Annotated in this window: 18 protein-coding genes; 16 read left to right on the forward strand and 2 right to left on the reverse strand. The window is 34.8% G+C overall.

The features are described 5' to 3' along the window. Positions 1 to 148 precede the first annotated feature (148 nt). The 11 genes from F6P99_RS07410 to F6P99_RS07460 all read left to right on the forward strand — a co-directional run bounded on the left by F6P99_RS07410 (position 149) and on the right by F6P99_RS07460 (position 16,544). Positions 149 to 2,503 (forward strand): glycoside hydrolase family 3 N-terminal domain-containing protein, encoded by a 2,355-nt coding sequence (locus F6P99_RS07410; RefSeq protein WP_152286838.1) that lies wholly within the window; start codon positions 149 to 151, stop codon positions 2,501 to 2,503. Positions 2,504 to 2,505: 2 nt separating this feature from the next. Continuing rightward, complete coding sequence (locus F6P99_RS07415; RefSeq protein WP_152286839.1) at positions 2,506 to 4,131, forward strand: sulfatase family protein; 1,626 nt, start codon at positions 2,506 to 2,508, stop codon at positions 4,129 to 4,131. Between the two features lie 4 nt (positions 4,132 to 4,135). Further along, positions 4,136 to 5,707: a sulfatase gene (locus F6P99_RS07420; RefSeq protein ID WP_152286840.1), complete on the forward strand. Its 1,572-nt coding sequence runs from the start codon at positions 4,136 to 4,138 to the stop codon at positions 5,705 to 5,707. After that, entirely contained in the window at positions 5,704 to 7,155 is a 1,452-nt protein-coding gene (locus F6P99_RS07425) for a sulfatase-like hydrolase/transferase (protein WP_152286841.1), read from the forward strand. Before F6P99_RS07420 ends, F6P99_RS07425 begins: the two co-directional genes overlap by 4 nt. Positions 7,156 to 7,158: 3 nt before the next feature. Beyond that, positions 7,159 to 8,061 (forward strand): sialate O-acetylesterase, encoded by a 903-nt coding sequence (locus tag F6P99_RS07430; protein WP_152286842.1) that lies wholly within the window; start codon positions 7,159 to 7,161, stop codon positions 8,059 to 8,061. Next, positions 8,061 to 9,179, forward strand: coding sequence for an endo-1,4-beta-xylanase (locus F6P99_RS07435; RefSeq protein WP_152286843.1), 1,119 nt, complete (start codon positions 8,061 to 8,063; stop codon positions 9,177 to 9,179). The genes F6P99_RS07430 and F6P99_RS07435 overlap by 1 nt, the downstream gene beginning before the upstream one ends. A gap of 73 nt (positions 9,180 to 9,252) precedes the next feature. Next, positions 9,253 to 10,674, forward strand: coding sequence for a sulfatase (locus F6P99_RS07440; RefSeq protein ID WP_152286844.1), 1,422 nt, complete (start codon positions 9,253 to 9,255; stop codon positions 10,672 to 10,674). Further along, on the forward strand, positions 10,656 to 12,431 hold the full coding sequence (locus tag F6P99_RS07445; RefSeq protein WP_152286845.1) for an endo-1,4-beta-xylanase: 1,776 nt from the start codon (positions 10,656 to 10,658) through the stop codon (positions 12,429 to 12,431). Before F6P99_RS07440 ends, F6P99_RS07445 begins: the two co-directional genes overlap by 19 nt. Then, entirely contained in the window at positions 12,431 to 14,074 is a 1,644-nt protein-coding gene (locus F6P99_RS07450) for a sulfatase family protein (RefSeq protein ID WP_152286846.1), read from the forward strand. Before F6P99_RS07445 ends, F6P99_RS07450 begins: the two co-directional genes overlap by 1 nt. A gap of 2 nt (positions 14,075 to 14,076) precedes the next feature. Then, positions 14,077 to 15,678: a sulfatase gene (locus F6P99_RS07455; protein WP_152286847.1), complete on the forward strand. Its 1,602-nt coding sequence runs from the start codon at positions 14,077 to 14,079 to the stop codon at positions 15,676 to 15,678. Between the two features lie 14 nt (positions 15,679 to 15,692). After that, entirely contained in the window at positions 15,693 to 16,544 is an 852-nt protein-coding gene (locus F6P99_RS07460; protein ID WP_152286848.1) for a sugar phosphate isomerase/epimerase family protein, read from the forward strand. Here the strand turns inward: F6P99_RS07460 and F6P99_RS07465 are convergent. Beyond that, positions 16,541 to 17,323: a transporter gene (locus F6P99_RS07465; RefSeq protein ID WP_152286849.1), complete on the reverse strand. Its 783-nt coding sequence runs from the start codon at positions 17,321 to 17,323 to the stop codon at positions 16,541 to 16,543. The genes F6P99_RS07460 and F6P99_RS07465 overlap by 4 nt on opposite strands. A gap of 120 nt (positions 17,324 to 17,443) precedes the next feature. Continuing rightward, a complete protein-coding gene (locus tag F6P99_RS07470; protein WP_152286850.1) occupies positions 17,444 to 18,490 on the reverse strand; it encodes a dimethylarginine dimethylaminohydrolase family protein in 1,047 nt (348 codons plus the stop codon). Positions 18,491 to 18,698: 208 nt separating this feature from the next. On the opposite strand from F6P99_RS07470, the gene F6P99_RS07475 reads away from it, so the two are divergent. From F6P99_RS07475 to F6P99_RS07495, 5 genes are all read left to right on the forward strand, one after another. Further along, complete coding sequence (locus F6P99_RS07475; RefSeq protein ID WP_193316025.1) at positions 18,699 to 19,643, forward strand: glycosyl hydrolase; 945 nt, start codon at positions 18,699 to 18,701, stop codon at positions 19,641 to 19,643. 18 nt (positions 19,644 to 19,661) lie between these two features. After that, on the forward strand, positions 19,662 to 20,027 hold the full coding sequence (locus F6P99_RS07480) for a hypothetical protein (RefSeq protein ID WP_152286852.1): 366 nt from the start codon (positions 19,662 to 19,664) through the stop codon (positions 20,025 to 20,027). Between the two features lie 119 nt (positions 20,028 to 20,146). Further along, positions 20,147 to 21,418: a T9SS type A sorting domain-containing protein gene (locus F6P99_RS07485; protein WP_152286853.1), complete on the forward strand. Its 1,272-nt coding sequence runs from the start codon at positions 20,147 to 20,149 to the stop codon at positions 21,416 to 21,418. A gap of 164 nt (positions 21,419 to 21,582) precedes the next feature. Next, the gene (locus F6P99_RS07490) at positions 21,583 to 22,812 is read left to right on the forward strand and encodes a T9SS type A sorting domain-containing protein (RefSeq protein WP_152286854.1); all 1,230 of its coding nucleotides are present in this window, start codon (positions 21,583 to 21,585) and stop codon (positions 22,810 to 22,812) included. Between the two features lie 201 nt (positions 22,813 to 23,013). Then, on the forward strand, positions 23,014 to 23,799 hold the full coding sequence (locus tag F6P99_RS07495; RefSeq protein WP_193316026.1) for an alpha/beta hydrolase: 786 nt from the start codon (positions 23,014 to 23,016) through the stop codon (positions 23,797 to 23,799). The last annotated feature ends 29 nt before the right edge of the window (positions 23,800 to 23,828 follow it).

Here is a 23,828-nt window from a genome sequence, read left to right on the forward strand (position 1 = left end):
TCAGATACTCTGTGCACCTCAAAACAAGTACAAGAAAGTAATTTAGTGGTCTAGACCAAATAAATATTTTAATCGAGTAGTATTTATCGAATATTTAGAAGTCTGAAAAAATAGAGAGAAGATTTTATCACAGAAAAAACACGAAAGAATGAAAATTATAGGAAAAACTATTCAGATTATGTTACTGATGGCTGTAGTCGTTTTTACGTCTTGCAATACAGAAAACAAGAAAGCAAATTTAGACTATACATCTACAGAATTAAGTGCTGAAGAAAGAGTGAAGGATTTGATGTCGAGAATGACATTGGAAGAAAAAGTAGCTCAAATGTGTCAGTATGTAGGTTTAGAGCATATCAAAGCTGCACAGCATGATTTGTCTGAAGAAGATTTAGATGTAAATGACGCTAGAGGTTTTTACCCTGATTTAAGTATCAATGATTTGGTTGAAATGACCAAAGCAGGTAAAATCGGATCGTATTTACATATTGTAACTGTAGAAGAGGCAAACTATTTGCAATCTTTGGCAATGCAATCTAAATTTAAAATTCCATTGTTGATTGGTATTGATGCTATTCATGGAGACGGTTTGTTCTCTGGAGCAACAATATATCCTTCTCCAATAACACAAGCTGCTACTTGGGATGACGAATTGTTGTACAAAGTTAGTGCTCAAACAGCAAAAGAAATGAGAGCCACAGGTACTCACTGGGCTTTTACACCAAATATTGATGTGTTGAGAGATCCAAGATGGGGTCGAACAGGTGAGACTTTTGGAGAAGATCCGTACTTAGTTGGAAATATGGGAGTAGCTACAATTAAAGGATTGCAATCAGATAATTTTTCTGGATCTGAAAATGTAATTGCATGTGCAAAACATTTAGTTGCAGGTAGTCAGTCTTTAAATGGATTGAATGCCTCGCCTACAGATGTGTCTTATAGAACTTTGATGGGAATCTTTTTACCTCCTTTTAAAAGAGCGGTACAAGAGGCAAATTTATTTTCTATCATGACAGCACATAACGAGGTTAATGGTATCCCGGCTCATATGGATAAGCATATGATGACAGATTTAATGCGTGATCGTTGGGGGTTTGATGGTTTTTATGTGAGTGATTGGAATGATGTTTCGAGAATTCATACTTGGCATCATGTTGCTGATAGCTTCAAGCAAGCAACAGAATTTTCTGTTGGAGCTGGTTTAGATATGCATATGCACGGACCTCATTTTGCTGAATATGTAATTGAATTGGTAAATGAAGGGAAGCTACCTGAATCAAGAGTAGATCTAGCATGTTCAAAAATTTTAGAAGTAAAATTTAGATTAGGGTTGTTTGAAAATCCATTTATCGAAGAAGGATCGTATAAAGAAGTATTGTTCAATAAAGAGCATCAAGAATCTTCTTTAGAACAAGCAAGAAAAGGTATTGTGTTGCAAAAAAATTCTGGGATATTGCCTTTGAAATCTTCAACTAAAAAAACAATTTTTGTAACAGGGCCAAATGCCAACAATCAAACTACATTAGGAGATTGGGTTTCTCCTCAACCAGAGGAAAACATCATTACGATGTATGAAGGAATCAAAAAGTTAGGAGAAGAGAAAGGTTATAAAGTAAGTTATTTTGACTCAGGGGATAGATCTCGAAAAATGAAAGATGCTGATATCAATAAAGCAGCTGCCTTGGCAAAAAAAGCAGATATCACGGTGTTGGTTTTGGGTGAAAATTCATTCCGTCATGATTGGCCGAATAAAACAACTGGAGAAAATATTGATAGAGCGACCTTAAAACTATCTGGAAGACAAATGGAGCTTGCAAATAAAGTTTTGGCAAATGGGAAACCCGTAATCGTTGTTTATGTGAGTGGAAGTCCGATTGCAGAGCCTACACTTGAAAAAAGAGCAAAAGCTGTTATCAATACTTGGGAGCCAGGTGCATTTGGTGGTCAAGCCACTGCAGAAATTATATTTGGAGAAGTGAACCCAAGTGCTAAGTTGCCATTGACAATTCCTAGATCTGTAGGACAGTTGCAAATGGTATACAACCATAAGCCTACGATGTATATCCATAAATACAATACAGAGAAAAAGACACCTTTACACCCATTTGGTTTTGGATTGAGTTATACCCAATTTGATATTTCTACACCGGTGGTGTCGTCTAACGTAGTGAGTAAAGATGCTCCAATCGAAGTTTCTGTTGAGGTGAAAAATACAGGTAAAATGGCTGGTGAAGAAGTGGTGCAATTGTACATTAGAGATAATGTAAGTTCAGTAACTCGACCAGTGAAAGAATTGAAAAAATATCAAAGAGTAGCTTTGGAACCAGGTGAATCAAAAACAGTAACCATGACCTTAGATGCTGAGAGTTTGGCGTTTTATGATATCAATATGGAATACTGCGTAGAACCTGGAAGTTTTAAGGTGATGGTTGGAAATTCATCTGCTGATAAAGATCTAAAAGAAACTTCAATTGAAGTGAAAGAAAGAATTATTTTAAAAGATTAATTATGAAAAATCTTAAGAGAATTGTATCGTCAAGTTTGTTTGTCGTAGCTACTGCATTGCTATTCGTAGCATGTGGAACTTCGAAAACAGAGAAAAAAGAAAAGAAGCCGAATGTGATTTACATCATGGCCGATGATTTAACAACACAGGCAATTAGTGCATATAGTGGAATTTACAAAGATATTGCGCCTACCCCAAATATTGATAGAATCGCTACTCAAGGTATGCTGTTTCAAGATGTATTGTGTACCAATGCGATTTGTGGACCTAGTAGATCGGCTATTTTAACTGGAGATTACAGCAATGTAAACGGTTATTATAAAAATGAAAGTGGAGGCCGTTTCGATGCTAACAAATGGACTTTTCCACAAGAGTTTCAGACGAATGGTTACAATACTAGTTTATTCGGTAAATGGCACTTAGGTTCTGAGCCAAAAGGTTTTAATTCATATAAATACCATGCTGCTGCTGGGCAACAAGGACATTATTGGGATCCTGTTTATAATGAAAATGGGAAAGAAGTGAAAGAAAAAGGGTATGCGACTAACATCAGTACAGAATTCGCATTGGAGTGGTTAGAAGAAAATAAAACTTCAGAGAAACCTTTTATGATGCTTTTACAATACAAGGCACCGCACAGGCCTTGGGAACCAGATCATAAATACGAAACTTTATGGGACGATATTGATATGCCTTACCCCGTAACCTACAACGATACCTATGAAGGAAGAGAATTAACAGCTGGTGATTCTGAAATGACAATGGAGTATTTCAGTAGAAGAGATATGAAGTTAAAAAGACCGGAAGGCTTGAAAGGTAAAGAAAAGGTGAAATGGGATTTTTATGGGGCAAAACCTGGAGAAATTGTAACACCCGAAGGAATGTCTTTTGAAGAAGGTAGAAATTGGAGATATCAAACGTATATCAAAGACTATTTAGCTTGTGTAAAGTCAGTTGATGATAATATTGGTAGAGTTTTAGATTATTTGAAAGCGAATAACTTAGAAGAAAATACCATTATCGTATTGACTTCGGATCAAGGGTTTTATTTAGGTGACCACGGTTTCTTCGACAAACGTTTCATTTATGAAGAATCATTAAGAATGCCATTCATGGTACGATACCCGAAAAAGGTAAAAGCAGGTAGTGTGAATGAAGATATTATTACGAATGTTGATTTTGCTCCAACACTATTGGAGTTAGCAGGAATTAAAAACGAGCAAAAAATGCATGGGAAAAGTTTTGCGACTGCGTTAGAAGGGAAAACTCCCAAAGATTGGAAAGATGCGATGTATTACCACTACTATGAGTTCCCGTTTTGGCACCATGTACAACCACATTATGGTATTAGAACACAGAAATATACTTTGGCGCATTTTTACTATAGCATAGATGTGTGGGAACTGTATGATTTAGAAAAAGATCCGAACCAGATGAACAATATCATCAACGATCCAGCATATCAAGATGTGATAGTTTCTTTAAAAGAAAAATTAAAATCGTTAATGGCAGAAGTTGACAATGACAAAACTTTGCCTGAATTTAGAAAAATAACAGACACTGATTTCGGAAGTATCATTGATCATAATGGTGAAGAATCAGTACAAGATTTATTAACTAAAAAATAAAAAAATGAAAATAAGAAACCTGTTTTTATTTGTTGGGGCATTGTTTTTTGCTTCATGTACAGCTCAAAAAAAGAACCATACTACGGCAAGCAACCAGAAAAATATATTGTTCATTGCTGTAGATGATTTGAAACCTTTGATTTCTGCTTATGGAGAAAAACAAATGCACACACCAAACTTTGATCGTTTGGCTAAAATGGGTGTTATTTTCAAAAATGCGAATGTACAACAAGCTGTTTGCGGACCGTCTCGTGCAAGTATAATGACTGCGATGTATCCAGACAATACTAAAGTTTGGGATTTACATACAAACTTTAGAGAATCTAGTCCGAGTTTGATTTCTATGCCTGAATATTTGATTTCTCAGGGATACGAAACAACTGCTGTAGGTAAGATTTATCATAAAGGTTCATCTTCGAAAGGACATGATGGGAAAAGTTGGTCGATACCTCATACATTGCCTGAAAACTATCCTAAAGAATTTGGAAAACCGATGTATGCATTTTATCAGAATCCTGAAACTAAAAAAGAAATGCTGGTTTTAAAAGAAAAGGCTTTGGCTAAGGGATTGAAAAAATATGGCAAACAGAGCAAGTTTGTTTTCAAAACATTAAAGCCTAGTTCAGAATGTATCGAAGGACCGGATGAAATGTATCAAGATGGTTTGTATACCCTAGACGCAATTCATAAGTTATCAAATTTAGTGAAGGGTGAAAAGCCATTTTTCTTAGGCGTAGGTTATCAAAAACCTCACTTGCCGTTTGTCGCACCTAAAAAATATTGGGATTTATACAATCGAGATGAAATTCAATTAGAGCCATTTCAAGAATTAGCAGAAGGTACTCCAAAAATAGCATATCATTCGTTTGGAGAGTTAAGAGCTTTTTCTGATATCGATAGTAAATTGAACATAGGAGATAAAATTCCTGAAGAAAAACAAAGAGAGTTGGTTCATGGTTATATGGCCTGTATCTCATATATAGATGCACAGATAGGAAAATTACTAGATGCACTCGAGGCACAAAATATTTTAGAGAATACAGTTATCGTTCTTTGGGGTGATCATGGGTATCATTTGGGTGATCATACCGAATGGTGTAAACACTCAAATTTTGAACAGGCAACGAGAATTCCATTGATGTTTGCGGGGCCAGGAGTATCTAAAAATAAAGAAGTAGATACACCTGTAGAATTAGTCGATGTATTTCCAACTTTGTTTGAGCTTTCTGGAGTGAAAGCAACAGATGTTGATGGAAAATCATTGGTACCCTTGTTAGATGAAGATGCTAGTACTACCATTGCTGTAGATTATGCGGTAAGTCAATACCCTAGAGGAAAAGATAAAATGGGATATTCGATTCGTTCAGAAAGATATCGCTATACAGAATGGCATAAAGGAGCATATAAAAGCTATAAAAAATATAGTGATTCGAATATAGTAGGAAGAGAGTTGTACGACTATAAAAAAGATCCAAAAGAAACGAAGAATTGGGTCAAAGAAAAAGAATATAAAGAAGTTGTTGCTGATTTAAAAGCAAAATTAAAAGCACATTTAACGTCTATTGAGAAGCGATGAAAAAGTTTAGTTATTTTTTGATACTTAGTGTTTTTGTCTTACAAACTATTGTAGCGCAAGACAAACCTAATATTGTAATGATAATTGTTGATGATTTTGGTTACCATGATATTGGATACCACGGATCTAAAATCCATCAAACACCTGCCATAGATAATTTGGCCAAAACCGGGGTTGTTTTTCAAAATGGATACAGTAGTTATCCAAGATGTACACCTTCTCGATATGGAATGTTTACAGGTACCTATCCGGTGAATGAAAGTAAAGGTTATTTAGGTGGAATTCCATCTGAAAAGAATTTTATTCATCAGTTCAATGCGGCAGGGTATAAAACTTCTTACACAGGTAAATGGCACATAGGAGGGGAAGAAAGTAGTCCAACAGGATTCGGATTTCACCAGTCTTACGCTGCAGGTCATGCCGGAGGTGTAGATACACGTCACTATCCTTTTAATACAAAAACTTTAGAAAAAGCAAAAGCTAATGAAGGGAAGAAGAAAAAAGGTCACGGTGAAAAATATCCTGTATTGAATGTTACAGAAGATGGAAAAAAAGGAGATTATTTGTCTGATGTATTGACTGATGCTACCATTGGATTTATAGAAAATAGAGATAAAAAGAAACCATTTTTTACGGTTCTGGCTTATTATGCAGTGCATACGCCTATTGAAGCAAAGAAAGAAGATGAAAAAAGAAATCAAAAAGAAATTGATGCTTTTGATTATGGCGATGGTCCAGAATATATAAAAGAAGGTGCAGGAAGAAGAAAAATGCGTCAAGACAATGCTGCCTACGCAGGGATGGTTGAAAATGTTGACGAAAATATTGCAAGGGTTGTTGCAACTTTAAAAAAAGAAGGTTTGGATAAAAATACCATCATCGTGGTGACTTCTGATCATGGAGGTTTGTCAAATGGAGGTCATAAAGGGCAACGACTGTTAGCTACTACAAATTTACCTTTCAAAGCAGGAAAAGGTTGGTTGTATGAAGGTGGAATTAGAGTTCCTTATATCGTAAACTGGCCAGAAAAAATAGAACCAAGATTTGATACTGAATCGATCGTTTTAGGAATGGATATTATTCCGACTTTGTTGGATTTGTCTATAAATAAAAAAGTAGATGGCATTGACGGGAAAAGTTTTAAATCAGTGCTAGAGGGTACGGAAAAATGGAACGATAGAACGGTTTATTGGAGATCTGTTAAAGCAAGACCCCATAGTACAGGAGACGGAAAAACTGAGGTCGTTAGATCTGGTGATTATAAATTGCTTTATTTTAAAGATACCGATAAAGTTGAATTGTATAATGTGGTAAAAGATGAAGGAGAATTGAATGATCTAGCAGCTTCTGAACCAAAAAAGAAAAAGGAATTGTTAGAATTGTTAAAAGGATGGAAAAAAGAATATTTAATTCCATCAAAAGTAAAGATTTTTCCACCTAAAAAATAAGTAATGTATCGACTCATAAAAGTATTTGGTGTTGCAGTTTTTCTAGCTTTAGTTGCTTGTAAAGGGACTCAAAAAGTAGTTTCAGAAAAAAAGAATCTAACTCAAAAAGTGTTTTTCTTTGCAGGTCAATCAAATATGGAAGGAAGAGCCGATGCAGATAAAATTTCATCAGAAGATTTTCAAAGGTTGGAAGCTGTAAAAAATAGAATACAGTTTTACTACAATGATCAGAAGGTAAGTCCATTAAAAATTACCTTAGGAAATAGTTACGTTCAAAAAAAATTTAAGGTAACCCATGTTTTTGGACCAGAAATATTTTTTGGAATTGAGCTTGCTGAGGCTTATCCTGAAGAAGAATTTATTTTTATAAAAAGATCACAAGGAGGGACTTCTTTGTATGGAGCATGGAATCCTTATTGGACCGAAGAAAAAGCTGCACTAACCAACGAATTAAAGACACCGAAACTATATAGTGAGTTTATTTCTTTAGCGCACTTAGTTCTAGATCCTTTGAAGAAATCTGATTACCAGATATGTGGTATGCTATGGGTGCAAGGAGAAGCGGATAGCAATACGAAAAGAGGAATGCAACCAAGCGAAAGTTATGGCCAAAATTTATCAAATTTAATTCATTCAGTTCGCGATGAATTTGGAGTGCCTGAAATGCCATTTATGATGTTTCAAGTTGGGAATGGTAAAGTGGTTGAAGGAATGAAAAAAGTTTCTAAGGAGGATGTTCTAGTGGGTTTAATTCCGCAATCAAATAATAAAAATTCTAAAGACTTTTATCCAAAAAATCCTCCACCGATTGGCCATTACGTAACCAAATCGATGAAAAGAATTGGTGCGGAGTTTTACAAGCTGTATCAAGCAGAATTTGCCAAAGAATATTTTGTAAAAGAATAATGATGTTCTTAAAACCTACTTTTATTTATTTGACTTTTGTTCTCTTTTTTGGGGTTTCTTGTACGTCACAAAATAGAGTTGAGTTAGAAAATGTGACAGACAATGAGATTGGGTCAGATTTATTGGTTGGAGCAACTTTGAATTATCATGAGTTAGGTACGCAAAAAGAAGTTTTATTTTCTAAACATTTTACCTACTTAACTCCGGCTAATGCAGCTAAACAGTCAGCAGTGTTATCAACACCGGATAATTGGAAATGGACAAAAATTGATACTTTCTTAGCCTTAGCTAAAGCAAATAATTTACAAGTTAGAATTCATGGTCCGATCAGTCCGCAAGCTTCCAAATGGGCAAAAGATGATACTAGAACACCGCAAGAATTACTAGAAAACATGATACAGTTTATGACTGCATCAGCAAAAAAATACAACGAAATTCCAGAAGTAAAGTGGATGGATGTGGTAAATGAAACTATTTTAAAAGATGGTTCTTGGTTTGGCCCAAAAGCGGGCGTTGACAAGTGGGAAAATCCTTGGCTTCACATCGGTCTAGACGATGCCGGTTTTCCAATTTATATTTTAAAAGCTTTTGAACTAGCAACTGAACATGCTCCAAATGTGAAATTGGTATACAATCAAAATTCAGGAATGGAAGAGGTGATGTGGGATAAAGTAAAAGAAACCATCTTATACATTCGTTCGAAGGGGTATCGGGTAGATGGAATTGGTTGGCAAGCTCATTTATTGTTAGGTGCCAAAAGAGAAGACTTTGTTGATAACACAGCAGCAACCATGAAAAAGTTGGCCGATTTGATCGACTGGGCACATGCCAATGATTTAGCCTTTCATGTAACAGAGTTGGATTATTTGATCAAAGAAGGAGAAGATAAAACTGCAGAAAGATTAATTCAAAAAAGGGTATACCAAGCTTTAGTAACTGTTCTACTTGAAAAAAGTAAAAACGGAGAAGTAACTTTAAATCTATGGGATTTAGGAGAGCGCTATAAATCGGGAACAGGACATTTTCAATCTATTTATGATGAGAATTTTGAGCCTACTCCGGCATACGATGTAATTATGCCATTGGTCTCGAAAGAAAGAGAAAAAGACGTTAAGTAGACCTTTTTTGATATTTATGAATACCTATTTATTATAGGTATTGTTAACTTGTCATCAATAAAAACCAAATTAGATGATGAAACAGATTGCTCTATTCGTTTTATGCTGCTCAGTTTTTTTGACAAGTTGTTTTAGTAAAAAGAAGGATGTAAGAATAGCACAAAAAGCACCAAATATTATAGTTATTCATGTCGATGACTTAGGATATCATGATTTGAGTACACATGGGTCTGAAATATATCAAACTCCTCATATAGATAATTTAGCTAAAGAATCATTTGAGTTTACCAATGCCTATGCAAATTATCCGAGATGTGTACCTTCAAGGTTTGCCATGATGACGGGTAAATATCCGATTCAAAATGGTGATGTTCCAGATGATGGTTTTGAAATGACCGACGTCTCAGCTGATGAAAATTTTATCAATCAATTTAATACAGCAGGTTACCAAACTGCTTATTTTGGTAAATGGCAATTAGGACATGATACTCATAGTCCAAAAGGTTTTGGCTATAATTATTCCTTTGCTGCAGGAGCGGCAGGTTCTCCTATTAGTTTTTTATACCCTTTTAATACACCAAAAGGACATAATAGAAATGTAAAAAAGAAACCCATTGTTGACATAGAAGAGCTCAGTAAAGAAGGTGATTACTTGACAGATAATTTAACAACTGAATTTATTTCCTATCTAAAAAATGCCGACAAAAACAAACCTGTAATGGCAGTGTTGGCTTATTATGCCGTGCACCAACCTTTAGAGGCGAAAGACGCAGATGTGAAACGGAATCGAAAAGAAATCTCTCAATTTGATTTTGGAGAAGGACTAGAATATATTTCGGAAGGAACAGGACGAACAAAAATGAGACAAGACAATGCAACCTATGCAGCAATGGTCGAAAATTTGGATGTGAATATTGGTCGAATTATGACTACCTTAAAGCAATTAGGTATGGATGAAAATACAATTGTTGTGTTTTCATCAGACCATGGTGGACTGTCTAATGATGGTTATAACAAACGTGGCTTGGCTACGAGTAATGCTCCCTTACGTGCAGGAAAAGGGTGGTTGTATGAAGGAGGAATAAAAGTTCCTTTATTTGTTCGATGGAAAAATCATATTCAACCTCAAAAAGAAACTACTTCAATAGCTATGTTGATGGACGTATTTCCTACCTTGTTAGATTACGGAACAGGTAAAATTGTTTCAACCGTAGATGGAAAGAGTTTGAAACCCATTATAGAAACTAAAAAATCAAACAAAAATCGTGTTGTTTATTGGCATTCGTCAAAAGCAAGACCGAAAAATACAGGTGATGCAAAGTCTTCAGCTATTCGTGAAGGAAACATGAAGTTGATCCATTTTTATGAAACCAATACCGTTGAATTATATGATTTGTCTTCAGATCTTTCTGAAGAATACAATATCGCAACACAACAACCGGAAGTAGCAGATAAATTATTGAAAAAACTAAACCAATGGAAAGAAAATTTTTAAGAAAGATATGTTTGATGGCTCTTTTTGTGATGGTGGGTAGCAGTATAACTGTATGCGCACAAGAAATCTTGAAAAAAGGAAAGGATATCACAAACACTAAAAATTTAAAATATACCCGAACGAATAAGGAATACGGAGAGGTCACATTTATAAAAAAAATGGAAGATTTCGAAGATGTATTGGCAATAGAAACTAAAGTGCGTCCAAAGTTTATTTACAAAGCTTCAACTTCGATTCCTGTAAAAAAAACGGAGTTAGAAAAAGGACAGAAAGTTTTGGTGTCCTTCAAAGCAAAAACGGTTTTTTCTGGATTAGAGACGGGGGAAGCTAGATTTTTATGGGTGCTAAATCAAACCGGAAATTATAAAGGAAATATCAATTCTACTATAAGTTTAGCAAAAGAATGGAAGCAGTATTATATTCCATTTGAGGTCAATCAAAAAGTAAAAAAAGACGACTTAAGGATGGCCGTTCAGTTTGGGTATCAACCTCAAAAAGCTTTGTTTGCGGACATTCATGTATTGGTTTTCGATAGATCTGTTCCCTTGGAAGCATTGCCAAAGACCAAAATTAAGTATGTCGGTATGGAAGACGATGCTGTTTGGAGAAAAAAAGCATTCGAACGAATAGAGAAAATTAGAAAAGGAGATGTGCTATTGAGTTTTAGCAAATCAGGAGAACCATTGAAAAATAAAAAAATTGAAATCAAGCAAATTGAACATGAATTTTCATGGGGAGCAACTGTGAATGCGGCAGATATTTTGAATGATCAGAATCAATTAAAGTATTTGTCAAGAGATTTCAATGAGATTGTTTTTGCCAATGATTTAAAAATTAAAAGTTGGCATCGTGAAAAAAATAGAGCTAGAACTTTAGCTGCTATAGAAAAGGTTTCTGAAACCGATTTAAACATAAAAGGACATGTTTTGATTTGGCCAGGTTTTCAGTATCAGAACAAAGAGGTTCGAGAAATGGAAGATCAACCTGAAGCCTTGAGACAACTAATAAGAGATCATGTGGTGAATATTACTGAGACTACAAAAGGGAAAATCTCACATTGGGATGTGGTGAATGAGGCTTATACGAATAAAGATTTTCAAAGAATAACTGGTTCAGAAGAAGTGTTATATGATGGCTTTCGGATTTTAAAAGAATTGCAGCCAAATGTTGGGAGGTTTACCAATGAATACGGAATTATCAGCAAAGGAGGAATCGATTTTGAAAAACAACAATGGTATTATAATTACATCAAACGCATAGATAAATATACCGGTGGATTAGTGGATGGTATTGGAATCCAATGTCATATTGGGTCTGATTTAACTCCTCCAGAAAAGGTGGTTTCTATCCTTAACTATTATGGTACACTCAATAAAAAAATCAGTATTTCTGAGTTTACTATGGAAATTAACGATGCAGAGATACGGAAACAATACACCTCTGATTTTATCATAGCAGCCTTTAGTCAGCCAAATGTAAGTGAGTTTTTATTTTGGGGTTTTCATTCAGAAGGAAATCCAAAGGCAATTTTATATAACAAAGATTGGTCTTTCGCCCCAATGGGAGAGGCTTTTTACGAATTGGTACACCAAAAATGGCAAACAAACATTGCAAGTAAAACTTCAAAAACAGGAGAATTACTCGTAAATGGTTTTTATGGAACTTATGAGTATTCATACAAAGAAAACGGAAAAGTGAAAAAGGGAACGTTTGTTTTGAAAAAGGGAGGTGCGACAGAAATAAATATTGAATTGTAATGAAAAAATTGATTTTAATAATAGTTGCGTGTATTAGTATCGCATCACATGCTCAGGTACAACAACCAAATATCCTATGGATTGTATGTGAAGATATCAGTCCAACGCTATCTATGTACGGCGATGCTGCGGCCAAAACGCCTCATTTAGATGCTTTTGCTAAAGAAGCCATGGTTTTTGATAATGCTTTTGCAACAGTTGGAGTTTGTGCTCCTTCTCGCTCATCCATTATCACAGGTATGTATGCCACGAGTATTGGAACCATGCATATGAGAACTGGGATGGATATTCAATCTTGGGGGAAAAGAACCTATAAAACAGGGATACCAATTACAGATATTAACGGTGATTCTATCATTCAGTATGCTGCAGTAGTTCCGGCTGAGGTTAAATGTTTTCCAGAGTATTTGAGAGCAGCGGGTTATTTTTGTACGAATAATCAGAAAACTGATTATCAATTTGCAGCTCCGGTAACTGCTTGGGATCAAAATAATAATAAAGCACATTGGAGAAATGCTCCAAAAGGCAAACCATTTTTCTCGGTTTTCAATATAGATCTCACCCATGAGAGTAAGTTGTGGAAACACGATAAGTTACCTTTAACCGTAGATCCAGCACAGGTAAAAGTTCCGCCTTATCTTCAGGATACCGAAACTTCTAGAAAAACCATTGCTAGAAATTATAGTAATATTGAGTTAATGGATAAAAAGTTCGGTGCTATCGTTGCGGAGCTTAAAAAAGATGGACTGTATGACAATACCATTATTTTCTTTTATAGTGATCATGGAGGACCCTTACCTCGACAAAAAAGAGAAATTTTAGATTCTGGTTTGAAAGTTCCTTTTATGGTCAAAAGCCTCAATTCAGAAATAAGTGGTAGAACAGATCAAATGATTTCTTTCGTGGATTTAGCCCCAACTATTTTGAGTTTGGCGCATCTAAAAAGCCCTAAATACATGGATGGTCAAGCCTTTTTAGGAGCATATAATGCTAAAGAGAGAGTGTATGTTTACGGAAGTTCAGATAGATTTGACGAGTTTACAGATAGGATTCGTTCTGTTAGAGATAAGCAGTATTTGTATTTGAAAAACTATTATCCTGACTTGAAAAAGTACAAGGATGTTGGCTATCGAAAACAAGTACCGTTGATGGTTGATTTGCTGTCACTAGCTTCTAAAGATGAGTTGAATAATTTACAGATGATTTGGTTTGGTGATAAAACAACCGAAGAGCTTTATGATTGTAAAGAAGATCCCTTTAACTTAAATAATCTAGCGGAAGATCCTGCTTATACGACTCAATTAAAAAGGATGCGCAAAGCACTGAAAGCTCAAAAAAACAAAGATTATGCAGATATTTCAGAGTCAGAAATGATTGCAGAAATGTGGCCTGGCAATAAGCAACCTCAGACCAGTGCTGTCACCGTGAAGCAGAAAAAGAAAACGATACAACTTTGCACAGAGACCAAAGGAGCATCGATTGTTTATTATATAGCCAAAAAGAATAATTTAAAATTAGATTTTAATAGTGGGTGGCAATTATATTCGAAACCTTTAACATTAGAAAAGGGTGTTTATCTATATACAATGGCAGAAAGAATAGGGTTTAAGGAAAGTGAAATTTTAATAACTAAAATCAATTAATCATGAGGTTTATCAGAATTGTAATTATTGTATCGTTAGTTTTTATGTCTTTTCAGTTTGTTCAAGGTCAAGATAAAAAGCCAAATATATTGATGATTTGCGTAGATGATCTTAGGAATAATATTGGCGTCTATGGAGATGAACAAGCAATAACTCCGAATATTGATCGGTTAGCCAAACGAGGGGTGGTTTTTAGAAATCATCAAGTTCAATATGCCGTATGTGGTCCTTCAAGAGCAGCGTTAACAACAAGTTTAATGCCTGAAGAAACTGGAGTGATTGGTTTTAAACCAATCCGAACTAAATTAAACAATGTGATTTTTTTACCTCAATATTTTAAAGAGAACGGATATATTACTGCGGCAGCCGGAAAAATTCATGATCCGAGAACAGTAGGTGTTAAAGGACAAAAATCAAAAGATGGCGATGATATTGCTTCCTGGTCTATCCCGTATTATGCCCCTAAAAACGGACATCATCCAAAAAACGTGGCCATAGATGCAGCGGATTTACCTGATGAGAAGTATACCGATGCGATGATTCGGATTGAAGGATTGAAATTGTTAGAAAAAGTTGCCAAAAAAGACGATCCATTCTTTTTAGCAATCGGATTTAAAAAACCACATGAACCCTTTATTGCTCCAAAAAAATATTGGGATTTGTATGACAACACAAAATTCAAAATAGCAGTCAATCAAGCGGCTCCAATTGGAAGAGAAGATTTAAAAAAATATGCGCCTCATGGTAAAGATGTCCAAAACAATATGGATAAGAAAACCGGTTTGGTCAATGAAAAATTTCAGTTAGAGTTGAAAAAAGGCTACTATGCCTGCACTTCGTTTGTAGATGCTCAAATTGGATTGGTGTTAGATGAGCTGGAAAAATTAGGGCTTTCAGAGAATACCATCATCGTGCTTTGGGGGGATCATGGTTTGTTTTTAGGAGAACATGGTCGTTGGAATAAACACTCAAATTTAGAGGTGGCTTCATCATCTCCATTGATTATTGTAGATCCTAGAAATTCTGAAGCTAGAGGGGAGACTTTTTCTGCAGTTTCAACCGTTGATTTGTATCCTACTTTATGCGAGTTATCTGGGTTGAAAACTCCGGAACAGCCTAAAAATAATTCCAAATCAACAGGAAGAGCTTTAAAGGGTAGAAGTTTAGTGCCGATTTTGAATGATAGAAATGCACAAGTAAAAATAGGTGCAGTTACCGTGTATAGAGGACAACGTGGAATAGGATACGGGTACCGAGTAAAGGGAAAATATCGTTATATCGAATGGGTGAAAAAAGGAAAAGAAAATTTCTATGAATTGTATGATTATCAACTGGACCCTAATGAAACGATGAATTTAGCCGTGGTTTCTAAAGATACCTACGAACCGTTGCTTCATAAATTTTCAAGAGATATTAGAGCGCATCGAGAAGGCGCTGGTTGTATGGCTTTATTGAAAACGGCACCGTATAAGATTTCTGCCAAAAACGAAAAAAATATTTTAGTTAGAGATGCTGATAATGATGGAACTCCAGATGATGAGGAAGAAACCATAGACAGCAACAACAACGGAATTATGGATTATTTAGATAGTGCTGTGCATTAATTAAACTGACTTTAATGAAAAAAATGTTTTTTTTAGGGCTGCTGATTTTTACTGCCTGTAATACTCCTGTTTCTGAAAACACCTTTTCCAAAGAAAATTTAATTCCATGGTCGATTGTTGGTTTTGATGTAAACGAACGGACTCCTGAAGAGCGAATTGAAATGATTCAGAATTTAGGATATAAACAATACGGCTACGGTCATAGAGTTAGACATATACCAACCATGGCGGAAGAATGGAAACTTGCTCAAGAAAAAGGAGTTGAAATCCATAATGTTTGGTTGTATATAAATTTATCAAAAGATATTCCAGATGCGCTAAGAGCACAGAGCGAAGCAGTATTTGAAAATTTAGAAAAAACAGGTTTGCACACTCAGGTTTGGGTGGGTATGGATCCAAATTTTTTCACGAATGTCTCGGATAAAGTTGCATTTGAAAAAGCGAAAGCTATGATCGTTTATCTTTCTAAAAGAGCTAAATCTTTAGGGTGTAAAATAGCATTATACAATCATGGTGGATGGTATGGGAATCCTAAAAATCAGCTTGAAATTATTTCTCAATTTCCAAAAGGTGAAATAGGAATTATTTATAATTTCCATCATGCTCACGAAGATTTAGAAAATTTCAAAGAAAACATTCAGTTGATGTTTCCTTATTTGTGGTGTGTGAATTTGAATGGAATGAAAAAAGAAGGACCTAAAATAATTACAATTGGTGAAGGGGATTTAGAAAAAAACATGATACAAGAATTGATAGATCTTGGCTATAAAGGGCCTTGGGGTATTTTAGGGCATGTAAAAGGTGGGGACCCAGAAATTATTTTGGAAAAAAATTATAAAGGTCTTCAAAAAATGTTTTTGAATTAAAACTTATAAAATAAAGCTATAACTGCTTTGTTTGCTTTTATGGCTTCGTTTTTTGTTAAGTCTTGAATATATTTTGCATTCATGAAAAAGTGTTTTCCCAACGGAATTCCGGCATCTATACCAATTCCGGAAACAGAAGATTTGTCGTTGAAAATAGGTTCTGAGTTCACGTATTCTGGACTGATATTCGCATTGTAGTATCCAAGTAATCCTAAGGTTTTTCCTTTGGTGAAATGTCTAGAGAAATTTGCTTCTACAATAAATGCATCGCCAAACTCTTTTTCGCTAGTTCCTTTTTTGTGTCTGTATTCATAAATAATTCCTCCGTTTAAAGAATACTTGTTTTCATTAAAATATCTGGTTGCTTTTAAAGAAAACAAATGTCCATTCAGAGGTAGATCTTGTCCATACATAAATGAATAACTTCCTTGGAGTTTTAAGTTGTCTAGATCCCATGACAACTGAATTGGGGTAAAAGCGGTAACAGGTAAAAAATTCGATGAAAAGTTGTCATTGAAAATTACAGGTTGTGCAATTCCTACTGTATATTTCCCTCCAAGCACTGAATATCCGGTGTTCCAAGAAAGGGCTGTAACTGTAGGATTGATTTTGCTAGAAAATAGAGCGATCGCACCAACACTAACACCATCTCCTGAATAGGTTGCCGCATTGGCATTGGTTGCTCCTCCAAGTCCTGGAAGTGTTAAGGATCCAAACATTTGAGCATTGGTAGTTTGAATTCCGAATAATAAGATTGCTAGATAGATTAGTTTTTTCATGGTATAGATTTAAAATAGGTTCTCTATTTATAGTAGCTTAATAGTTTGTGAAAAACCCTAATTTTTAATTGAAAAAAGTCCGTATAAAATATATGGACTTTTTTTTTAGTTAATTATGCATTATTCTCTCGTGATTGGTTGGTAACTACATCTCAATCCACCACCAAAGTAATTTGCTTTTTTGTAAGGGATTTCATGTACTTCAATTCCCATTTCTCTTACTTTTTTTGCGATATGCGGAAAAGCATCTGACATAAGAATGGTTTTATTGTTTACCACAATTCCATTGGTAGCCATAATTTGAGCTTCTTCAGGTTTTGCTATTACCCATTCTCTGTTTTTCAATTTTGCAGGCAATGCATCAAAGTCGATAAAATCTTCTTTACAGATAATTCCTTGGTTTTCGTTGATCAACATCATCGCACAGTCTAAATGTAAAACGTTTTTATGCAAAGCGATTGTGTGTACTCTATAACTATTTCCTAAAGTTTCTTGCAACCATGCAATACCTTTTTCGTTAGAAGCATTTCCACTTATTCCAACATAAATATCTTTTCCGTCTACAAAAACATCTCCACCTTCGATATATATATTGTCTTCATGGTAGCCTAATTTGTTTGCAGGCATGCTAATCACTTCACCTTGGTAGTTTTTTGCAAGATCTAAAGCAATTCTTCTATAGTTTGCAGATTCTTGTCTTCTTTGTTCTGTATACATATTGGTAATGATAAATTTATTTCCAATGGTGATAATAGGGTCTCTAGAGTATACTTGAGCAGTTCCTGTTTCTTGAAACTCCATTTCGTCTGGTCGTCTAACCTTAACTCCTAGTTCCTCCAATTTTTTAACAAGATTCTCGGTTTCGATATGGTACTCTTGATCATCTTCTGGATAGACGTCAGCAAGTGATTGTTCTTGAGATTTTTCCATGTATTTAAATGCAGCATCCGTTATATAAGGAAAATGAGCTCTTACATCGTTGCTAATTTTAGGAGTGTTAAAAGTATTAGCTTCCCATCTACCAACAACAACTTCTTTAAGTTGATTCCATTCTGTATTGTTTTGTATCAATTTGCTAGATTTCTTTTCGTTTAATGGGCTGTTAAATGCCGTTAGTACTCCTGCTCCGATTACGGTTGCGATTGCAATATTTTTTAGCGTTTTCATAATGTATAGTTTTTAATTAATTATTGTCTTCATAAATAATAGCGTGAGAAGCAGTAAAAAACCCTAAAAATATTTGTGTTTTTTTTAGTTTTCATCCGTAATACCTCTGTTTTTGTGTTTGTTAGATGTTTTCTGAACTTATTTTGACAAATATGAAACCTTGATTTTAAGCATGTTTTGCAACTTTGTATCAACCAAACCAACCAATATGTTTTTTAGTTTTTGCAGCCATAAAAAAAGAATTATCCTACCTCTATATATATGTGTTTGCTCATTATTAGGTTGTTCTAATGTTAGTGCACTAGAAGAAACATATCCTACCCCAAAAAAACATATTGGTTTTAATATGCGTTGGGGAGATACTCCCGTAATCACAGAAAAGTTGGTGTCAACTATCTCTAAAATGGAGCCCACTATGTTGCGATATCCTGGGGGAACTATGGCGCATAATTTTAATTGGGAAACCGGATTGCCAAGTGAGCCTACCGTTAAAGATATTGAACATAAAATTGAAGATGTGAAGTTGTTGGCAGATGGTACGAATACCCAAATTATTTTTGTGGTTGATATTGTAAAAAGTACCATGGAAAATCAATTGAAAATGTTGGAAGCTGCTAAGGTTCCTGTCAGGTTTGTGGAGATTGGAAATGAATTGTATTTCGATCATTATGAGGATGTTTTTCCTAGTGGAAAAGCTTATGCTGATACGATTAATAAGTGGGTACCGCGAATCAGAAAAAAGTTTCCCTTAGCAAAGTTTGGAGTTTCTATGATAGGAAGGCAGGCAGGGAATGAAAGAAAACAAAATTGGAATCAAGATGTGTATTCCAATATCAAAGTAGCTATTGATGCACTTGTTTATCATTTGTATGTGCATGCAGATGAAACTGTACAGCATAGAATAGACCGATTTTTACCCCATTATATAAAGGATGAGAATAAAGAATTGTGGGTGACCGAATATGGAGCTCAAAGTCACTCGATTGAACAAACTGAGGAATTAGCGGATTATGTGGAGTCTATTGCAACTATTTCATTAAGTCATGTTTTGATTTCACGTTCCGGGAGGTACAGCAAAATCGATGATGAATCTGAATTGACAGAAGAAGGAGCCTTTTTTGTGAAAAGGCGAAATAAAAACAACCAATATTAATTTTAAACCATAATCATTATGAAATCAATTAAAACAATTTTAGTAATCGCAGTAATTCTATTATCATTAACGAATGTAACTGCACAGAAGAAGACGTTAGAAGATAAAGCAAATGAAAAAATAGTTCAAATAGATAAATTTATTATTTCTGAAAATGAGAACTTGGGCTTAGAGGAAGAACAAAAGGAAAAAATGCTTGCCTATCAAGTAGGGATGCTTAAGGAAGTGAAAGAAATTAAGTCACAAGGACTGTCAGAAGAAGAGACAAAAGTTAAATTGAAAGCTTTATATAAAAAAGCATACAAAGAAATGATTGTTGGAGTTTTAAGTAAAGAACAACAAATAGCTTTAAAAACGGCCAAAAAGAAAAGTAAAAACTCTTAAATGCCCCTAGTAGATTTTATGAAAAGCGTTTCGCAAACTATTGCAAAACGCTTTTTTTTTTGAAATTAATTTTTTAACTTAAGTGTCGGTATAGTAGAATGTTAATTGAATAATGGCTTATGAAAAAAATTACCTTTTTTATTGTTTTGTTGGTTTCCTTTGGCGTAGCAGCGCAAGGTACTTATACATTTGATTTTGAGAATTCTGATCCCCCAAATGATGTATGGACTGTAAACTCAGGATTGACAACTACGATAAGTGGTGGAGATCTAAATTTGGCTTTGACAGAAGCTGCTTCGAATCCCGTTTTTGGGACTACCACGGCAAATATCAATGCTGAGTTGTATCGATATGTAGCTATTTCTTTGAAGAACCCTTCTGCTGCCGGACCCACTTATTTACGAATGTCTTTTCCGAAAGAAGGTGGAGGTAGAAAATACATTAGTTTCGATATTCCCAATTTCCACTCAGATTACAAAACACATGTTTTTGATTTGAGTAGCGAATCGGATTGGGAGTATACGATGAATGATATCAAATTTCATTTTAAAAGCGCTGGAAATACAGATTATAATGCGGGTGCAGGAGTAGAAATAAATGTCAGTGAAATTGTATTTCATGAAGTAAGTTATAGCGGATATGTACAAAACCCTGCCTTTGAAAATGAGTTAACGTCTTGGAGTTTAGATACGGCAACAGCAACTGAATTCTATATTGCAGAAGGAGAAGGTGTTGGCGGAAGTAAGGCTGCTGAAATTGCTTTTGATGGAATACTTTCAAGTGGTGATATCAAATTAGAAAATAACTTTACCTATGAATTCGAAACCGATATTCCTGAAACATATACATTAGCCTTAGATTACAATCATAAAGCAACGGGTACAGCTGCAGAGGTACAAGTTTGCTTTAAGTTAAATTATAGCGACGGTATAGGAGGAACAAAAACCTTTTATCAAGGATGGGTTAGTCCAGGTGCTACTTACGCAGTTTCATCTTCTAACAGATTACTTGATGATGGCGATATAGCAGATAATACCTATAAAAGTGTTACCGTGTTTTTTAGGGCAAAGGGTGGAGATAATACTACCATAGCGTATTTAGATGATATTGTTACAAATATTAAAGATGAAAATGGCGATGAAATTCTATCGATTCCTTTTAAGATTATAGAAAAACCTGAGGTAACCCTATATCCGAATCCGGTAAACAACGTTTTGAATTTTACAGAAAACATTGAGAAAGTAGAATTGTATAATGTGTTAGGACAAAAGGTAATTTCAAAAACAAATACGAATTCTATTGATGTGTCTTACATAGAAAAAGGAGCATATATTGTGAGGATTATTGATCAAAATGGTGCAAGTATTTCACAAAGAATACTAAAAAAATAAAAAAAACATACAAATAATACCCGCTTTTTACCTATGTAGAAAGCGGGTATTTTACGTTTTGACAATTTTTAGACTTTATTAGATGCTCTCTAAACCTTCTTAACAGACCTGTATCCTAATTTTGTAATAGATAACAAAATAACTAACCATTAATACATATCATTATGAAAAAAATTACTTTAATATTTACGTTAATATCAGCTTTGGGTTTTGCCCAAGTTACGAACGGAACATTTGATTCTGATATTTCAGGATGGACTACACAAGGTAGCCCAACATCACTAGTACATGAATCAGCTGAAGGAGACGGTCTTCCATTAGGAGCAATGAAGCTTATAGCTTCAGGAACTTCGTCTGGAGCAAAAACATCGCCAAATACTGCTCCAGGAAATACAGGAGTTTATATATTGAAATTTAGAGTAAAAGGTGAAATAGGTACAAAAATTCAAGGAGCTGTCTATCAAGGTTCGTTGATCTCTGGAGAAAATTATACTTTGGAAACAGCCGATTGGGAAGACTATTCATATACATTTCATAATATAGATGGTGCAACCAATCTTAATGTAAGAATTATTGGTAAAACAGATACAAAAACATTTTACATAGATAATGTAACCTTTGAAGAAGCAACTCTTTATGATAACTATGTTTTAAATGGTGATTTTGAAACAGGTGGAGGTAGCACAACAAACTGGACACACACGAATGACTCTCAATCTTCTATGGGTACAATAACTGGTACTGATGGAGCAGGTGCTGATACAGGAACTGCAGCTGCCCTTACTTTTAGTGCAGACCAAACAGGTACTTCTGACGCAACATATTTTGACAATGATATTTATGATCTTGGAGAAGATAGAACTACAGAGTTGTTTACAATTACATTTGATGCCAAAACAACAGGTGCAGGTGCTGAATACCAGGCCGTATTCAAATTATACGATGCTGCAGATGGAGTTATTGGTTCGTTGTCTACTGGTATTACAACTATTGCTGCAGATGGAGCGTGGCATCCGATTGAGTTTAATAAAGCGAATAATTTAGGGGCGTTTAGAAAGATTCAAGTGAGAATAAAAATTAGAGATGGAGCAAACAGTTCAGAGGTAGTGGCAATTGATAATGTGGTTTCTAGTTTTGTAGATCCTGTAGCTGGTATTTTTAACAAACCGAAACAAGATTTACAAGTAAGTGTATATCCAAACCCAGTTAATGATGTATTGCGTATTTCAAAAGATGTTGCTACCGTTGAGGTGTTTAATATATTAGGGCAAAGAATTATTTCTGTGTCAAATGTAAATTCGATTGATACTTCATCTTTAGAGAATGGATCTTACATCGTTAAGTTGACTTCTGATGAAGGATTGACAGCTTCAAAAAGGATATTTAAGAAGTAAGCACATAAAAAATAGTTGAAAAAACACTGTCATTATTGACGGTGTTTTTTTGTTTTGACAAATATCAAACCTTATATGACAATCGTTAGACTAGCAAGGTTTAAGTTGTTGGTAAATTTGAATACAACATAAACCAATACATATTTAATCAAAATGAAAAAAATCACACTTTGTTTATTGCTACTGTTCTCTTTTGTAACAATGGCACAAATTAAATTTCCAACCATCGTACCAGAAGTGGTAGCGTATAAAAAAATAGATACCATTGGATTGAACCTTTATATATACAAGCCACAAAACTTTGATAAAAAAAAGACCTATAACTGCATGGTGTTTTTTCATGGAGGAGGATGGAACGGTGGGAATTACAAAGCCTTTAAAAGACAAGCGTCTTATTTGGCCTCAAGAGGAATGATTGCAATATCCGTAGAATATAGAATTTTTAATGTACATAAAACATCTCCATTTGAAGCTGTAGAAGACGCAAAATCTGCGATTCGTTATGTTAGGTCACATGCAAAGGAATTACATGTCAATCCAGATATGATTGCAGCTGGAGGAGGGTCTGCCGGTGGTCATTTGGCGGCCGTTTGTGGAAATATACCTGGTTTAGAAGGAAAGAATGAAGATCTATCGATAAGCTCGAAACCAAAAGTTTTGGTGTTGTTTAATCCAGTTTATGACAATAGTAAAAACGGATACGGTTATGGTAAAATGCAGGGAAGATACCTTGAAATTTCACCACTGCATAACATTTCTAAAGGAGCGCCCCCAACTATTGTGTTTTTCGGTACTAAAGATAAAACAACCCCTGTTAGTTCTTCATTGGAGTATGAAAAGAAAATGAAAGCAGTAGGTAGTAGATGTGATTTAATCTTGTACGAAGGGCAACCTCATTCGTTTTTTAACAAAAGTCCGTTCCTGGAAAAAACAGTCTTAGCAATGGATGATTTTTTAGTTTCTGAAGGATTTTTAGAAAAAAAATAACTCCAATTTTTACCAAATCAACCAACCAA

This window comes from Flavicella marina, assembly GCF_009193215.1.
Lineage (GTDB): Bacteria > Bacteroidota > Bacteroidia > Flavobacteriales > Flavobacteriaceae > Flavicella > Flavicella marina.

Coding starts and splice junctions, on each gene's coding strand:
- F6P99_RS07410 (WP_152286838.1), top strand. CDS start 149: ATGAAAATTATAGGAAAAACTATTCAGATTATGTTACTGATGGCTGTA.
- F6P99_RS07415 (WP_152286839.1), top strand. CDS start 2,506: ATGAAAAATCTTAAGAGAATTGTATCGTCAAGTTTGTTTGTCGTAGCT.
- F6P99_RS07420 (WP_152286840.1), top strand. CDS start 4,136: ATGAAAATAAGAAACCTGTTTTTATTTGTTGGGGCATTGTTTTTTGCT.
- F6P99_RS07425 (WP_152286841.1), top strand. CDS start 5,704: ATGAAAAAGTTTAGTTATTTTTTGATACTTAGTGTTTTTGTCTTACAA.
- F6P99_RS07430 (WP_152286842.1), top strand. CDS start 7,159: ATGTATCGACTCATAAAAGTATTTGGTGTTGCAGTTTTTCTAGCTTTA.
- F6P99_RS07435 (WP_152286843.1), top strand. CDS start 8,061: ATGATGTTCTTAAAACCTACTTTTATTTATTTGACTTTTGTTCTCTTT.
- F6P99_RS07440 (WP_152286844.1), top strand. CDS start 9,253: ATGATGAAACAGATTGCTCTATTCGTTTTATGCTGCTCAGTTTTTTTG.
- F6P99_RS07445 (WP_152286845.1), top strand. CDS start 10,656: ATGGAAAGAAAATTTTTAAGAAAGATATGTTTGATGGCTCTTTTTGTG.
- F6P99_RS07450 (WP_152286846.1), top strand. CDS start 12,431: ATGAAAAAATTGATTTTAATAATAGTTGCGTGTATTAGTATCGCATCA.
- F6P99_RS07455 (WP_152286847.1), top strand. CDS start 14,077: ATGAGGTTTATCAGAATTGTAATTATTGTATCGTTAGTTTTTATGTCT.
- F6P99_RS07460 (WP_152286848.1), top strand. CDS start 15,693: ATGAAAAAAATGTTTTTTTTAGGGCTGCTGATTTTTACTGCCTGTAAT.
- F6P99_RS07465 (WP_152286849.1), bottom strand. CDS start 17,323: ATGAAAAAACTAATCTATCTAGCAATCTTATTATTCGGAATTCAAACT.
- F6P99_RS07470 (WP_152286850.1), bottom strand. CDS start 18,490: ATGAAAACGCTAAAAAATATTGCAATCGCAACCGTAATCGGAGCAGGA.
- F6P99_RS07475 (WP_193316025.1), top strand. CDS start 18,699: ATGTTTTTTAGTTTTTGCAGCCATAAAAAAAGAATTATCCTACCTCTA.
- F6P99_RS07480 (WP_152286852.1), top strand. CDS start 19,662: ATGAAATCAATTAAAACAATTTTAGTAATCGCAGTAATTCTATTATCA.
- F6P99_RS07485 (WP_152286853.1), top strand. CDS start 20,147: ATGAAAAAAATTACCTTTTTTATTGTTTTGTTGGTTTCCTTTGGCGTA.
- F6P99_RS07490 (WP_152286854.1), top strand. CDS start 21,583: ATGAAAAAAATTACTTTAATATTTACGTTAATATCAGCTTTGGGTTTT.
- F6P99_RS07495 (WP_193316026.1), top strand. CDS start 23,014: ATGGCACAAATTAAATTTCCAACCATCGTACCAGAAGTGGTAGCGTAT.